Here is a 13,649-nt window from a genome sequence, read left to right as displayed (position 1 = left end):
GAGTTGCTGAAGCGCCCGGGAGTGCATTGTCGGGGACAGCCGCAGAAGGCGGCAAGGGGTTTGGAAATGGGTGGCGGTCGCGTATTCATTGGGGCCCGAAACAGGCGTTGCGCGCTGAGCGTGTTGGCTCTGGGCGCCGGCCTCGCCTTGGTCGGTTCCGCGGACCACGTGGGCGCCGCCGACCGGCGCGTCTCCCCTGGTGGCGTCTTCGTCAGCGAGATGAACGACGTCCAGCGCGTCAAGGTGATCGTCAACAAGTCCAGGACCTTCCGGGTCGACCAGGCCTTTGCGACCATCGTTGCCGGCTCGTCCGACATCGCCGATGTGAAGTCGCTGAGCGATCACCTGATCTACATCCAGGGCAAGCAGACCGGCACCACCAACGTCATTCTGCTCGACTCGTCGATGAAGCAGATCGGCATCCTCGATGTCGAGGTCGCCATCGACACCAACAGCCTGCAGCAGAACATCCGCGCCAGCACCGGCTCTCCCGGCATCCGCGTCTCCTCGTCCGAGGGACAGGTGGTGTTGAACGGAACGGTCGTCGATGCCGTCGCCGCCGAGCGGGCGATGGCGATTGCGACCGGCACGGTTGGCAAGGGCGGCACCGTGGTCAACGCCATGAGCGTCGCGGCACCGCAGCAGGTGATGCTCGAAGTGCGCTTTCTCGAGGTCAATCGGGACGCTGGCCGCAATCTCGGCGTCAATCTTTACGCGGCGAATGCCAATGGGACCAATGTTGGAAATACAGGGCTTGGCGGGACCACGGCGGTGGGCCGCACACCGATCGGCGGTATCAATACCGCCAATGGCGCCCTCGGCGCTGGCGGAGGCGCCGTTGGTTCTCCCCCGACGGGAAGTCTCCCGATCCTTGGAACTGTCGGGACGCTCGCCGGTACCGCGGGCGGCATCGCTCCAATCCCGTTCGGAAGCTTGCTGACCAGTATCGTCAGGACAAGCGGCGGCGGCTCGGTGGACCTGCTGATCTCTGCGTTGGAAACCAAGGGATTGGCACGTCGGCTGGCTGAGCCGAACTTGACCACGCTTTCCGGCGACGCTGCACGCTTTCTTGCAGGCGGTGAATTTCCGGTTCCGGTGGCCTCCACCGTGGGCACTTCCGGCCTGCTGCCGACTGTGACGATCGAGTTCAAGAAGTTCGGCGTCGAGCTGGCCTTCGTTCCTACCGTCCTCTCGCGTGGTACGATCAATCTTCGCGTCGAGCCATCCGTCAGCGAACTCGATTTCGCCAACGCGGTCACGATCGCGGGGACGACCATTCCGGCATTGTCACGGCGCGACGCGCGCACCACGGTCGAGCTGCGCGACGGCCAGAGCTTTGCCATCGCCGGCCTGCTCCAGACCCGCAATCGTCAGGACGTCTCGCAATTGCCCTGGATCGGTTCGGTGCCGGTGCTCGGAACCTTGTTCAGCAGCAAGTCCTACCAGCAGCAGGAAACCGATCTGGTCATCATCGTGACGCCGCGCCTGGTTGCGCCGGCTGCGCCCGGCCAGCAACTGGCCTCGCCGCTCGATTCGCGCCTGCCGGCCAATGACGTCGATTTCTTCCTCAACGGCCAGATGGAAGTTCGCAAGCGTTACGACGACTACGTCAATTCCGGCGGCGAGGTGAAGGGGCCGTACGGCCACATCATCGCGCCCGAGCTCAGAACGCCGCCTCCGCCGCCTCCCGCGGCGGCCGATCAGGCCGTCGTGAAAACCCTCAACTGAAGGACGCGAGAGATGACCATCAGGTATCTGGCTCTGTGCGCGCCCATCCTGCTCGGGGGATGTTACGGGCTCGCAGGGCATGACGAGGTTGACCGCTACTTCCAGCGCTCCGACACCATCACCATGAGCGCCGGCGACGCCAAGCAGGTCAACGCCGTCACCCACACCATCACGCCATGGCCGCGCTATGTCGGCGACACCAGAATCGCGACCGACGCGCGCCGCGCCGGCGCCGCCGTCACCCGATATGGCAACACGAAACAGCCCGTGGACCAGCTTCCCGACATCAGCGATGCGACGAAGCAAATGGGGGTACGGCCCACGCCGACTCAGAGCATCGACGTGCAAGGTTTGGGAGCTGGTGCGTCTTCCGGTATCTCGATACCGGTGGGTGGGCCTGCAGCAAGATAAAAAAACTCAAATCATTTCAATGGCAGGTCTACTGTGCATGGGGTTGTTTTGCAGCATTTTGCTGGGGGCTGGCGGAGGCCGCTGCGATCCGGCGGGGGACAAGGACTGATGCGGCGTCTATTTCTGATGCTGACCTGTTGCTGGCTCGCGACCGGCCTTGCCGCGTGCGACTACACGGTGAGGCAGGCCGCGATCGTCGCGCCCGTCGACGCCGGCGGCCCGGACCCCGTGCAGGAGCCGACCGACGTGAAGTATTATCCGTCGGACGAGCCGGTGCGGCTGGGGCTCGAACACTTCAACCGCGGCAATTACGGCATTGCCAACCGCTATTTCAGGGATGGCGTCGAGAAGTCCCCGAAGGACCTGACCGCCTGGATCGGGCTTGCTGCAAGCTATGATCGGATCCGTCGCTTTGATCTGGCCGATCAGGCTTATGCGCAGGCGATCCGCCTCGGCGGCGAAACCGTGCAGGTTTTGAATGACCAGGGCTATTCCTACATGCTGCGCGGCAATCTCAACGCTGCGCGCAAGAAGTTCGAGAAGGCATACTCGCTGGATCCGGGCAATCCGGTCATCGCAAATAACCTCGAGCTTCTCAATGGCAGCCGCCGGTTCATCGAACGGCCGCCGAACAATCAGCCGTGAATCATAAACCGCGTTTTGTGATTGCTTAGGGCTGATCAAGCCCGCCGGCGCGGTCCAGGGGACCCTTTAAGACAAGCTCAACGTCTTTAACGTATGGCTTGTCGGATGAACCGGCTGTTTAAATTGCAATTTCTCGGGCCGTTGGCACTTTTTGCCGCCACGCTGAGCGCCGAACTCGCCGTCCGCGCGCTTGAATACGCCCCGAGCTCCGAGATACTCTGGTTCATCAATCTCAAGCTGTTCGGCATCTTCCAGCGAAGCGATGCCTATCTGAGCTATTTCGTCGGCGTCGATGGTTTTCAACTGTTCGGACTTGCGCTTCCGATCTTCGTGCTTGCCTGTTTGGGGCTCGCTGCCAAATCCCGGCTGCTCTTCACGATCGCAACGCATCTCAGCGCAGCCTACGCCGTGTTTCTGGTGGCATCCTGGCAGGTTGGCATGCCGACCCTCCGACAGGCGTCGCTCGAGACCATTGCGGTCCCATCGGGGGGGCTGTTCGTGATGGCGACCATCCTCGGCACTTGCATGCTGTCCTTTGCAATCACGCATCTGCTGTATTTCCGCGCCGTTCATCAGGAAATCGGTGCTCTGGTTCGTCGGTTGCGGGGAAGCTCCCGCATCGTCCACGAGCTCGATTGATTTCGAAGCGCTTTCAGATCAGGTGAAGGCCGGCTGGGAGCTGGCGGCGCGCGACGATGCGAACGCGGTGGAGCAGATCAGCGGCCACGCCCGCGCCTGCGCGCTGACCACCGGTTTCTCCGGCGAGCCGGGCCGCCCCGACGCCCGCGACCGACCTGAAATTACGGCAGTATGGTTCACCGTAGTCGAACGGAATCCACATGGCACTTCAGTACCGGTAGGGTGTTGATGCCGGGGCTGGCATTTCAGTACGGACAATCATTTCAACCGGCAAGGGGCCGCTCCTGGAGCGGCCCCTTTCAGTTTGGGCAGGTCAACGGAAAGGAAGCCCGCCTCCGGCAAAAAAGGTGGTGGAGGCGGGCCAAGGTCGTTTTGCGGCGCCGTTCTACCCGGGGCTGGCAGGGTCCCGTCGCTCGCGATGGAACCGTAGCACCACGGAACCCAGCTCGAAATCCGCAGGAATACCGGAACATAAAATCGAGTTAATCTTGTTTTACGTTGGCTGATGCCGAATTTACGAGCCTAAATTCGGCTGAAGGCTCGGCGTCGCGAGGGGGCAATCTGCGTTTGCGCCCGGAGCCGCGAGCAAGCCGGGGAACCCGGTTTCGATTTGCCGAAATCCGACAGGCTCATTAGCATTTCTTGAATTTTTGTCCCGCACTATCGGGACAACGCGCAATTTCAACGGCGCGTGCTTCGGCCGGCGGCCGAGGGATGCGCAATTTCGTAAGAGCGTCGCGCGCCGGCGCACTTGATTTGTCTGGCAGTCGGCGAGCTGCGACTCGATTGAATTTTCAAATCCGGGTTTCGTGCTGATATGTCTGATTCGCTACCACCCGAAAAACGCGGAACGGCACGTATCGAGTTCTCGCGCGGCGTCGACGTGCACATGGTGGCGATCGACGGAACGTGGAGCCGCCAATGTCAGATGACCGACGTGGCCGAGGCCGGAGCGAAGCTCAAGATCGAAGGGTCGATCGAGGGGCTTGCGCTGAAGGAGTTTTTCCTGCTGCTTTCGACGACCGGAACGGCCTTCCGTCGCTGCGAGCTGGCCTGGATCAACGGCGATAACATTGGAGTTCACTTCCTGCGCGGCAAGAACGCGGGTAAGGGGTGAGTTGTCGTGGAGGAGCGTCGCAGACAGCAGCGCGCGACAGTCGACGAGGTCGCATACATCGCCGGCGATGGATCCAGCATGCGATGCCGTGTCGTCAGTCTCTCCGATCTTGGCGCCGCCATCGAGATGGCGGACAAGGTCTACGTCAGGCCCCGCATCAAGCTGATGCTGGAGAAGGATCGCATTGTCCGGGATTGCCGGGTCGTCTGGTCCAGCGGAAATCGTATCGGTGTTGAATTCCTGGATTGAAGGTCGCGCGATCGCGATACCAGTGGTGCGCGGCATGTCGCCTGGCGTTCCGGAAAGACCGCCGCAGGGCCGGAAATCACAAGCCATGCCGGTGCCAGGTAAGCCCCGGGGCGCACCGATCACGTTTTGGTGGGATATTTAATATTTAACGACCAAGATTTAGGCTTGCATCGGTGAATGGCCTGGACAACTGTGGCTAGGCCATGGGCACATTTTAGCCTTCGGATAGCGAGAGTATTTAGTCGTATCGGCTTTTTGGATTTTGCGAATGAGGACGCTGTTAATCATTCTCGGCATTTGGTTGCTGATTAACGTTCTCTTCGTTGTCGTGATGATCCCGCCGCGCAAGCCGCGGAGGGCGAACGTCGCCGGCAGGTCGGGCGACGCCACGCCTGTCGCGGCCGGGATGCATTCCGGCACGACCGAAACTCAGGACGAGAGCGTTTCGCTGCGGCATGTCGTCATCGCGATTGCGCTTGGCGTGTTCTTCTCGCTAACGCCGCCTCTGCTCGAAGCTTACGATGCGATCAAGGGATTGGTCAGCAAGCGCCTGCTTGGATCGAAAGAGAGCCCGGGTGCTCCCGACGGGGACGCGCAAGCAGACAAGGGGTGACATGCCTTCTCTGCCCGCGCGGCGTTACGACCGCGCAGGCCGCTCGGTCGATCAGCTCACCAATATTGGTTCATGCGATACGGCCGGGGATACTGGCCGCGGTAGTAGATAATTCCAGGTCCGGCGACCGGCCGGTGTCGAAAGCGCGAATTGGTGAGGTCGACGGCAATCGCTCGCACGTCGCGGCCGGCAAAAACAGGATACTCGTAACTGAAGACGTAGCTGTCTTCGGCAAGGGGCGCATATTGTCCATAGAAGGACGGGCCCTGACCGTAGCCAAACCCCCACGCATTTTCGACGGTGGGAAGGCCGCCCGTTCCCATCCGCGTTCCGCCAGCAACGGCCGATCCTGATGTCACGAGGGTGCCGATCCCAAGGAGCGCGGCGGCCGCCAGGATGTATGAAGTGCCTCGCATCGTGTTTCTCCTCTCAAATTGGGTGTCAGAAACAGGAGTAGACGCACCTGAGCCTATCTGCTCCCGAGTGACAGCGATAGCGAATAGGGGACGCACCTGGCGGCGAGTTAGCGGCTGCAAAAACGATAAGGCTTGCCTCGGTTAATCGGATCGATAATCTTTGTGGCTTTCGAGATGTTCATTTCAGCAGGGGCTTCGGGTGACAAACGATACCGCTGTGTTTGATGCGTTGCGCTTCGATCCACAAGAAGGCGAGATAGCGACCGGGAGAATAGGTACGCGCGAGGCAATTCTTCGAGACGGTCTGCGTATCGATCTATCCACGCTTGCTTATTGCCCACATCAATGGATCGACGGCAGCGGTTACCTCGATCTCGATTTGACGAGACAATTTCCTTACTCGCTCGCGCTCTGATGGATCGGATGGTCAGTTCGGCCCAAGGACAGCGTCGATCTGACGGCTGTCCCTTCTGACGATGATGATGGCCCCGTTGCGGATGGCGAATCTCGCGCCGAGCAATTTGGGCACCTTTTCCGTGACCGGCGAAGGGAAGGGGATCGTCGCTCCGCCAATCGGATCGCCAACCGCCGGCGCAGTGGAGGAGCCGACGGCCGGGGCGGGTTTGATATAGTCGCGAATGAGTTGAATTTCCTCCCGTGACAGTGCGAGAGGAGGCGCTTGCTGCGGCGGATTGTCTGCCGTCCGTTTGCTGCGTTCTTCGCGCGCCTTTTCCTCGGCCTGCCGTGCTTTTTCTGCCTGGTCAAACCGCGAAAGCCGCTCCTTCAGCGGCGACAGCTCTCGCTGCAGGGAGGAGATTTCCGTCTGCAGCGACCTGATCTGTCGCAGGGCAATCACGGCCCCGGCGCAGATGATGATGACCAGCAGGCTGATGAGCGCGATAACGATTCCATTGACGCTGGTTCCCCGGTTGACCGTCCGCACTTTCGGCAGATCCTCCTCGAGGTGCCGACGCCACAGCGCAGCCAGGCGATGCAGCGGCCGGGCAATTGCCTGGAACGTGCGAGCTCGCCAGTCGCCATTGTCCGGCGCAGGATCTGGTTCGCGTGACGTGAGACGGCGAGCCATCGTCGGTGGCGGAGCCGCTACAGCTGGCGGGATTGCCGGCTCGGGAACAGCAGCGTTCACATCCAGGTCGGCGATGCCTGGCTTGGCCACATGTCTCGTTGCACCGTCTGTCCCGGGAGCGTTCGAGCCTTGGGGGGAGTGGGGCTCGGTATTCCCGCGGAGATCAAGATTGAACATCTTCGAGCGCACTTCGGCGCCGATCAGATGATCAATGCTTCCAAGCGACTTCGACTGAGGCGACGAGCGATCGGGGAGGGCCTCGATGACCGAGCGGCCCGCCTCGGTGATCTCCAGGCCGTCGCCATTCACGACGGCAAGGCCGGCCTCAATCAGCTCGATTCCTGCGGAGACCTGCTGCTCGATCCGGTCTTCGATTTCACCATTCTCGTCATGCGCCTGCAACTGCCGTTCGAGCTCGGCAAACGCAATCCGTCCGTTCGGACGACTCGCAAGTGCAGTAAGGATGGCGAGATTGGCTTGCACGGCGACCACGATGATCAGGCAGGACGCCAAGGTGGGCGAAACGAGCGAGCAATCGGTCGGCGCTCGACGATTCGCCTACTAGGGCCTTGATTGGAAACTCCTGCTTTGGCACTGTCGCGCATTAGCGCATGAAGATCGAGGGCAACATGCCGAAATTGCTGGTCGCGACTGCCATTTCCCTGACAGTTATGTTCGCCTCAAGCGCCGCTTACAGCGGTCCCTATCCCTTCGGCGACGAGCCGTATCGTCTGGATTTCGGCCCCGCGCCGCAGATTGACGCTGGCTGCTGGAAGTGGAACTGGCAGCAGTATCAATGGAATAATTACTGCCCGGTCTATGTTCAGCCCAAGGCCTATATGCACCCGAGGCCGCAAGGCGCCGTGCTGCGCACCAAGGGCTAATCAACTCGCCTCAGGCGCTCCTCGCCCCAAGGCGCGATGAGATTTGAATCGTCATCGCGCTTCAGGTTGTTGTTTACGCATGATCTTTCCGGAAAACCGCTTCGCGCTTTTCCGGATCAGGCCCTAGTGGGCGAGGGTGCAGGCGATTTGGCTGTGTTTGCCGAAGTTTAGCAGGGCATTTTCGCGGAAGCCGTCGAGCCAGATGCCCCGTCCGGCGTAGCGGTAGCCGACGCCCATTGGAACCAGCCGGACATGCGCACCGCCTCGCCCGGTGTGCAGGGATGCTGTCACAACCTCACCGGCAACCGAGACCGCGATCGGGCAGAGCGGATATTGCTTGCCATTCTCGCAGACGAATACCAGTTCGCTGCAGCTTCCGACCGCTGCAGGTGAGGCCATCAGGCCCAGATCGGCTGCGCTGGCTTGGCTCGCACCGATGGCCAGACTCAAAAAGGCCGCGCCCCAAAGAAATCCGTTGAATCTGCTCTGCATCGCAGCCCCCAAAAGCGAGAAATATTCGACTAAAAGAGCAAAAATGGCATCAAAGGTCAATCAGCGCGGGCTTGTTTTGAAGCGCGAGAACCCTTCGCCGGGCGTCATCCCGGCGCTTCGCGCGGGGGCTGAGGATGGGCCATTTTCAGCTTTTCAGAAAGCCTTTGCCGTTCCCGCGGAACGTGTTCTGGCGCGGCGGATTTGTGAGCGCCAGGATAAATTCGATTTAGCCCCGCGAGTTGCGTCTTGAGAATACCGTTGTACTCGCGAGCGGTCTGTTTGGCGGTTAAAGTTCTTCCCCCTGATCCGGCCGGCCCACTGTTACCGAAATGCCGCGGTCGCCAGAATTAATGGCGCTCGGCTGCCCTTTAAGGCGCGCCATTGATCTTCCGTAATGGTGCGTGGTTGACCGGCCGTCCGAGGCCGTGACAAGAAGTCGCGTGGGAAGCAGGAGTGGTCACGCGCGATTCGAAACAGCAGGTCGGGCAGGCGGGATTTCCGTAATTTAACGGGTCTCTCGCAATGTTAATGTTTGCTTTACGACGGTGCCCGAACCTGAGGCAGTGTGTTTCGACCGTGCGGCTAATCCTTGGGGCGCAAGCGAGCAGGTATGGAGACAATGACCACAGGCCGGCGTTCAATCCTTGCGACCTCTTTCGTCCGTTGTGCCACTCTGGCGCTTCTGATCGCCTCAACCACAACTGTAGCCAAGGCGGATGAATTCCAGGGGCCGACCTTCCGCAAAGGTCTTTGGCACTTCGTTCGTACGCTCGATATGGTCGCTCATCGCAAGCCGAAGCACCGTTTGCTCGAGCGGGAGCTGACGGCCTGTGTCGATCCGACCGTGTCGATGAAGGCGACGTTCTCGTCTCCCTCGGTCGGCAGCTGTGTCTCGGCGAGACCCGAAAAGAAGAACAATCAATACACTTTCGCGAACCGCTGCGATTTCATGGGCCCCGTCAGCACGGTGATCACGGTTCATAGCGAGGAGTCCTACACTGAGCAGAACGAGCTGAGTGAGGGACAGATGCCGCGAGTTGAGCTGGTCGTGGCACATCGGATCGGCGATTGCAGTGCCGGCCCGGAGCAGAATTCGGGCGCGAAGACGCTGTCTCACTGACGCTGCATCGTCGTAGGACAGCCGCCGGGGTTTCTGCGCCGCAATAGCGGCAGGCCCTTGCGCCAACCCCGCAGACGCGGAAATATCGCCGCGTTCGGGGATGAGGCGTGCAATGAGGACGTTGACCGGGATCGTCTGCTGTGTGGGGCTGTGCGCCCTGATTGACGCGGCGGCGGCGCAAGACACGCGACCACCCGCTGCACCCTCCGGCCTGGGCGAGCTGATCAGGATCGACTCATTCCAGACGACGCGGCGGGCCGACAATTACGCAATCGCCAACTTTGTGCTTTCCAACGGCACCGACAAGAAGATCGACAGCGTCGAGCTGACTTGCTGGGTGGATGACGATCGGGAGCGCGCCACGAAAGTTCTGGTGTGGGCCAACCAGCCTGTTCCCGCGCATGAGAGCTACCAGTTCAAGAACGTCAATATCGGCGTGGTCGGACCGAACTCACGCAGCCAATGTGAGGTTACGCGGGTGGACTGAATTCAAGCCCGGTCGACGATGGCTGCGCAACGTTGGCGCCGAGCCCGCAATGATATTCAGCCCTAGATCTTCTGGCCGCCGGGCCCGGCGACGTTGACCGTAATCTTTTGAATCTCGGTGCGTCCGCCGGGATACTTGACCTCGATGGTCAGCGTATCGTCGCCGACGAAATCTGGAGGCGATTTGTAGAAGGCCACGTAAGCCGGCACTTCCAGCGCCAGGCAGGCCTTGTAGTTGGTCGCCTTCACCTTGCCTGGCTTTACGACGACTTTTCCCGAGGTCGGGGAGGTTGCCAATCGGATGGTTGGCAGCGGGCCGGAGGTGCAATCGGGCCTGACGTTAATGTAAAGCCCGATTTGAGTGTCCTTGTTCGGCTGGGCCTTGACCGTGCGTTCGACCATCTGGGCCTCAGGCGCCGGCTGGTTTTGAGCGGCGGCGGCATGCAATCCGAAAGATCCGGCCAGCACGGCCGTTACCAGTAATTTACTCATCCTTTGCTCCCGCTGCCGCCCCTCAGGCTTGGAGCGACATGCGTAAAATTGCGGGCATCCGGCCCGTTTTGCGACATATCGCGGCCGCGCAATCCCCTTTACCACATCCTGATCGAAAGTATTGATTAACCAAATAGTTTTCTTGACCCTCGCTGGGGTTAACAATAGCTTAAAGATACACTTCGACGTAAATTTGCCTGCAATTTTTCACTTCACGTCCTTTTGGCGGAGAGATTTCATGAATGAGCAATTTCGGGTTGCCCAGGCTACTGCTGGAAATTCGAACAACGCCTCGCCGCCACGCATCTTCAAGCTGACCAAGCCATTCGCCGATCAGGCGGTCGTTTTGAACCTCGGTTATGACCAGAAGGTTCAAGTCGACTTTTCGGCTATTGCGAACGAGAAGATTACGCTCGTTCATATCGGCGAAAAGCTGATCATTCTTTTCGACAATCACTCCACGGTGACGGTCGAGCCGTTCTTCGACTCCCGCCACGATCAACTCGGCAATCTCACCATCCAGGTTGCGCCGGGTCGCGATCTGACCGTCGCGGAGTTCGCCGGCGCCTTCCCGATCATCAATGATCCTTCCGCTGCTTCCGCCGTTCTCCCCGCGGCCGGCGATTCGCTCGGTCAGAACAATGCGCAGGCGAGCGGCGCGAACTTCACCGCGCCCATTGTCGATCCGCTGCCGCCGGTGCCGACCAATATTTTGCCTGGCGGCGAGGATCTTGGGCCGTTTCAGCCCGACTTCCCGACCGGTTTTATCCCGCAGACGCCGATCCCGCCGGCTCCGACGATTTCGCTGGGCACGTTGCCCGAGCTGGTTGTGGACGAGAGCTTCCTGACATCGGCGACGAACGGTATCGACGGCTCCACGCCTTTTCAGGCGAGCACGGTCGCGTTTGGCGTTTTGCCCGTCACGCTCAATGTGCCGGGCGGCCAGCAGTCGCTGACCTTTGCGCTGTCGATCAGTGCGCCGGGCGTGGACACCGGACTGATCGATTCGCAGACCGGAAATCACGTGTTCCTGTTCCTGGAGAACGGCGTCGTGGTCGGCCGCGAGGGCAAGGATGCGGCTGCAGCGGCCAGTGGCCCGCAGGATTTCACGCTGTCCGTCGATGCCAGCGGCAAGGTGACGCTGACGGATCTGCGCTCGGTGCATGAAGGCACGGGCGAGGATGGCGACATCAGCGAGGGCACGCATGTGCCTACCGGTCTCGTCTCGCTCACGGTCACCGTGACCGACAACAGCAACCAGAGCACGAGCGCGAGCGTTGACGTCGGCCCGCATCTGACATTGCAGGACGATGGTCCGTCGATTCACGTCGTCCTGGACGGTGAGGAGCAATCGGTTCCGAATCTGTTCGTCGACGAGAGCAACCTGACGGCTGCGACCAACGGCATCGACGGTTCGATCCACGATGGTATCAACGTGATGACCGCGTGGTTCGGCGGTATTTTCCAGGCGATCTCGGGTGCGGACGGCGTGCCCGATTCCGAGCATCCGATCAGCTACGCACTGTCGATCGATGCCTCCAAGCCGACGGGCCTGGTGGACGCGCAGACCGGCGAAGCTGTCGTGCTGGTGATGAACGGCACGACGGTGGAAGGCCACACCGCGGCAAGCGACCTGCTGGTGTTCACGCTGTCGGTCGACAGCAATGGCGAGGTGACGTTCACGGATAACCGTGCGGTGAAGGAGGCCGACGGCACCAGCCCGGATCTCAACGAGGGCATTAGCATAGCCAGCGGTGCGGTGACGCTGACGGCGACGATCACCGACAATGACGGTGACACGGCGACCGCTGGCATCGATCTCGGCCCGCAAGTGACGTTCTATGACGACGGTCCGTCGATTCACGTCGTCGTGGATGGTGAGGAGCGAACGCTTCCGAATTTGATCGTCGACGAGAGCAACCTGACGGCTGCGACCAACGGCATCGACGGCTCGATCCACAATGGCAACAACACGGCAAGCGCGTCGTTCGGCGCCATTTTCGCGGCGGAGACCGGCGCGGACGGTGTGGCGGATCCGCAGCATCCGATCAGCTACGTTTTGTCGATCGATACCTCCAAACCGACGGGTCTGGTGGACGCGCAGACCAATGAAGATGTCGTGCTGGTGATGAACGGCACGACGGTGGAAGGCCACACGGCGTCGAGCGACCTGCTGGTGTTCACGCTGTCGGTTGACAACAATGGCGTGGTGACGTTCACGGACGACCGTGCGGTGAAGGAAGCCGACGGCACCAATCCGGACACCAATGAAGGCGTCAACCTGGCCAGCGGCGTGGTCACGCTGACGGCAACGATCACCGACAATGACGGCGACTCGGCGGCCACGAGCATCGACCTCGGCAAGCAGGTGAGGTTCCTGGATGACGGTCCGACCATCTCGGCGAGCGGCGAGACTCCGTCGCTGTCGGTCGACGAGAGCAACCTGACGGCTCTGACCAACGGCATCGACGGCTCGATCCACAATGGCAACAACACCGCGAGCGCGTCGTTCAGCAGCGTGTTCGCGGCGGCTTCCGGTGCGGACGGTGTGCCCGATTCCGAGCATCCGGTCAGCTATGCGCTGTCGATCGATACCTCCAAGCCGACAGGCCTGGTGGACGCGCAGACCAATGAAGATGTCGTGCTGGTGATGAATGGCACGATGGTGGAAGGTCACACCGCGACGAGCGACCTGCTGGTGTTTACGCTGCAGGTCGACAGCGACGGTAACGTGACGTTCACGGACGATCGCGCGGTGAAGGAAGCCGACGGCACCGATCCGGACACCAATGAAGGCATCAGCCTTGCCAACGGCGTGGTCACGCTGACGGCGACGATCACCGACAATGACGGCGACTCGGCGGATTCGAGCATCGACCTCGGCAAGCAGGTGAGGTTCCTGGACGACGGCCCGACCATCTCGGCGGGCGGCGAGACGCCGTCGCTGTCCGTCGACGAGAGCAACCTGACGGCTCTGACCAACGGTATCGACGGCACGATCCACAATGGCAACAACACCGCGAGCGCCTCGTTCAGCAGCGTGTTCGCGGCGGCCTCCGGTGCGGACGGCGTGCCGGATCCGCAGCATCCGATCAGCTACGCGCTGTCGATCGATACCTCCAAGCCGACGGGCCTGGTGGATGCGCAGACCAATGAAGATGTCGTGCTGGTGATGAATGGCACGACGGTGGAAGGTCACACCGCGACGAGCGACCTGCTGGTGTTTACGCTGCAGGTCGACAGCGACGGTAACGTGACGTTCACGGACGA

General features: G+C 61.1%; 17 protein-coding genes. 13 read left to right on the top strand and 4 right to left on the bottom strand.

What is annotated here, in order from left to right; genetic code table 11:
- The first annotated feature begins 66 nt into the window (after positions 1 to 66).
- The 8 genes from JQ635_RS36135 to JQ635_RS36100 all read left to right on the top strand — a co-directional run bounded on the left by JQ635_RS36135 (position 67) and on the right by JQ635_RS36100 (position 5,402).
- The gene (locus tag JQ635_RS36135) at positions 67 to 1,728 is read left to right on the top strand and encodes a type II and III secretion system protein family protein (protein WP_211414534.1); all 1,662 of its coding nucleotides are present in this window, start codon (positions 67 to 69) and stop codon (positions 1,726 to 1,728) included.
- A gap of 12 nt (positions 1,729 to 1,740) precedes the next feature.
- Positions 1,741 to 2,139 (top strand): hypothetical protein, encoded by a 399-nt coding sequence (locus tag JQ635_RS36130; RefSeq protein ID WP_211414533.1) that lies wholly within the window; start codon positions 1,741 to 1,743, stop codon positions 2,137 to 2,139.
- Positions 2,140 to 2,247: 108 nt separating this feature from the next.
- Positions 2,248 to 2,784, top strand: a complete 537-nt coding sequence (locus JQ635_RS36125) for a tetratricopeptide repeat protein (RefSeq protein ID WP_211414532.1) — start codon at positions 2,248 to 2,250, stop codon at positions 2,782 to 2,784.
- 105 nt (positions 2,785 to 2,889) lie between these two features.
- On the top strand, positions 2,890 to 3,423 hold the full coding sequence (locus tag JQ635_RS36120) for a hypothetical protein (RefSeq protein WP_246583996.1): 534 nt from the start codon (positions 2,890 to 2,892) through the stop codon (positions 3,421 to 3,423).
- Positions 3,368 to 3,652: a hypothetical protein gene (locus JQ635_RS36115; RefSeq protein ID WP_211414564.1), complete on the top strand. Its 285-nt coding sequence runs from the start codon at positions 3,368 to 3,370 to the stop codon at positions 3,650 to 3,652. Before JQ635_RS36120 ends, JQ635_RS36115 begins: the two co-directional genes overlap by 56 nt.
- A gap of 588 nt (positions 3,653 to 4,240) precedes the next feature.
- Entirely contained in the window at positions 4,241 to 4,540 is a 300-nt protein-coding gene (locus tag JQ635_RS36110) for a PilZ domain-containing protein (RefSeq protein ID WP_211414530.1), read from the top strand.
- A gap of 6 nt (positions 4,541 to 4,546) precedes the next feature.
- Positions 4,547 to 4,789 carry a PilZ domain-containing protein gene (locus JQ635_RS36105; RefSeq protein WP_211414529.1) on the top strand — a complete coding sequence of 81 codons (243 nt, stop codon included), beginning with the start codon at positions 4,547 to 4,549 and terminating at the stop codon, positions 4,787 to 4,789.
- A 268-nt stretch (positions 4,790 to 5,057) separates the two neighbouring features.
- Positions 5,058 to 5,402 (top strand): hypothetical protein, encoded by a 345-nt coding sequence (locus JQ635_RS36100; protein ID WP_211414528.1) that lies wholly within the window; start codon positions 5,058 to 5,060, stop codon positions 5,400 to 5,402.
- Between the two features lie 56 nt (positions 5,403 to 5,458).
- Here JQ635_RS36100 and JQ635_RS36095 read toward each other — a convergent pair whose 3' ends face one another.
- Positions 5,459 to 5,818, bottom strand: a complete 360-nt coding sequence (locus JQ635_RS36095; protein ID WP_211414527.1) for a hypothetical protein — start codon at positions 5,816 to 5,818, stop codon at positions 5,459 to 5,461.
- Between the two features lie 199 nt (positions 5,819 to 6,017).
- On the opposite strand from JQ635_RS36095, the gene JQ635_RS36090 reads away from it, so the two are divergent.
- Positions 6,018 to 6,233 (top strand): hypothetical protein, encoded by a 216-nt coding sequence (locus JQ635_RS36090; protein WP_211414526.1) that lies wholly within the window; start codon positions 6,018 to 6,020, stop codon positions 6,231 to 6,233.
- Positions 6,234 to 6,245: 12 nt separating this feature from the next.
- Here the strand turns inward: JQ635_RS36090 and JQ635_RS39130 are convergent, their stop codons facing one another.
- The gene (locus JQ635_RS39130) at positions 6,246 to 7,418 is read right to left on the bottom strand and encodes a hypothetical protein (protein WP_246583995.1); all 1,173 of its coding nucleotides are present in this window, start codon (positions 7,416 to 7,418) and stop codon (positions 6,246 to 6,248) included.
- A gap of 98 nt (positions 7,419 to 7,516) precedes the next feature.
- On the opposite strand from JQ635_RS39130, the gene JQ635_RS36080 reads away from it, so the two are divergent.
- A complete protein-coding gene (locus JQ635_RS36080; RefSeq protein WP_211414525.1) occupies positions 7,517 to 7,789 on the top strand; it encodes a hypothetical protein in 273 nt (90 codons plus the stop codon).
- Between the two features lie 123 nt (positions 7,790 to 7,912).
- Here the strand turns inward: JQ635_RS36080 and JQ635_RS36075 are convergent, their stop codons facing one another.
- The gene (locus tag JQ635_RS36075) at positions 7,913 to 8,341 is read right to left on the bottom strand and encodes a hypothetical protein (protein WP_246583994.1); all 429 of its coding nucleotides are present in this window, start codon (positions 8,339 to 8,341) and stop codon (positions 7,913 to 7,915) included.
- 559 nt (positions 8,342 to 8,900) lie between these two features.
- Between JQ635_RS36075 and JQ635_RS36070 the strand changes: the two genes are divergently transcribed.
- Both JQ635_RS36070 and JQ635_RS36065 read left to right on the top strand, forming a co-directional pair.
- Complete coding sequence (locus JQ635_RS36070; protein WP_246583993.1) at positions 8,901 to 9,401, top strand: hypothetical protein; 501 nt, start codon at positions 8,901 to 8,903, stop codon at positions 9,399 to 9,401.
- A gap of 112 nt (positions 9,402 to 9,513) precedes the next feature.
- Complete coding sequence (locus tag JQ635_RS36065; RefSeq protein WP_211414523.1) at positions 9,514 to 9,888, top strand: hypothetical protein; 375 nt, start codon at positions 9,514 to 9,516, stop codon at positions 9,886 to 9,888.
- 62 nt (positions 9,889 to 9,950) lie between these two features.
- Here the strand turns inward: JQ635_RS36065 and JQ635_RS36060 are convergent, their stop codons facing one another.
- Complete coding sequence (locus tag JQ635_RS36060) at positions 9,951 to 10,379, bottom strand: hypothetical protein (protein WP_211414522.1); 429 nt, start codon at positions 10,377 to 10,379, stop codon at positions 9,951 to 9,953.
- Positions 10,380 to 10,617: 238 nt separating this feature from the next.
- On the opposite strand from JQ635_RS36060, the gene JQ635_RS36055 reads away from it, so the two are divergent.
- Positions 10,618 to 13,649, top strand: a 3,032-nt coding sequence (locus JQ635_RS36055) for a DUF5801 repeats-in-toxin domain-containing protein (RefSeq protein WP_246583992.1), incomplete at its 3' end; no start/stop codon positions are given.

The sequence above is a fragment of the Bradyrhizobium iriomotense genome, from assembly GCF_018130765.1.
Taxonomy (GTDB): Bacteria; Pseudomonadota; Alphaproteobacteria; order Rhizobiales; family Xanthobacteraceae; genus Bradyrhizobium; species Bradyrhizobium iriomotense_A.
This window is presented reverse-complemented; position numbering and strand designations above follow the sequence as displayed.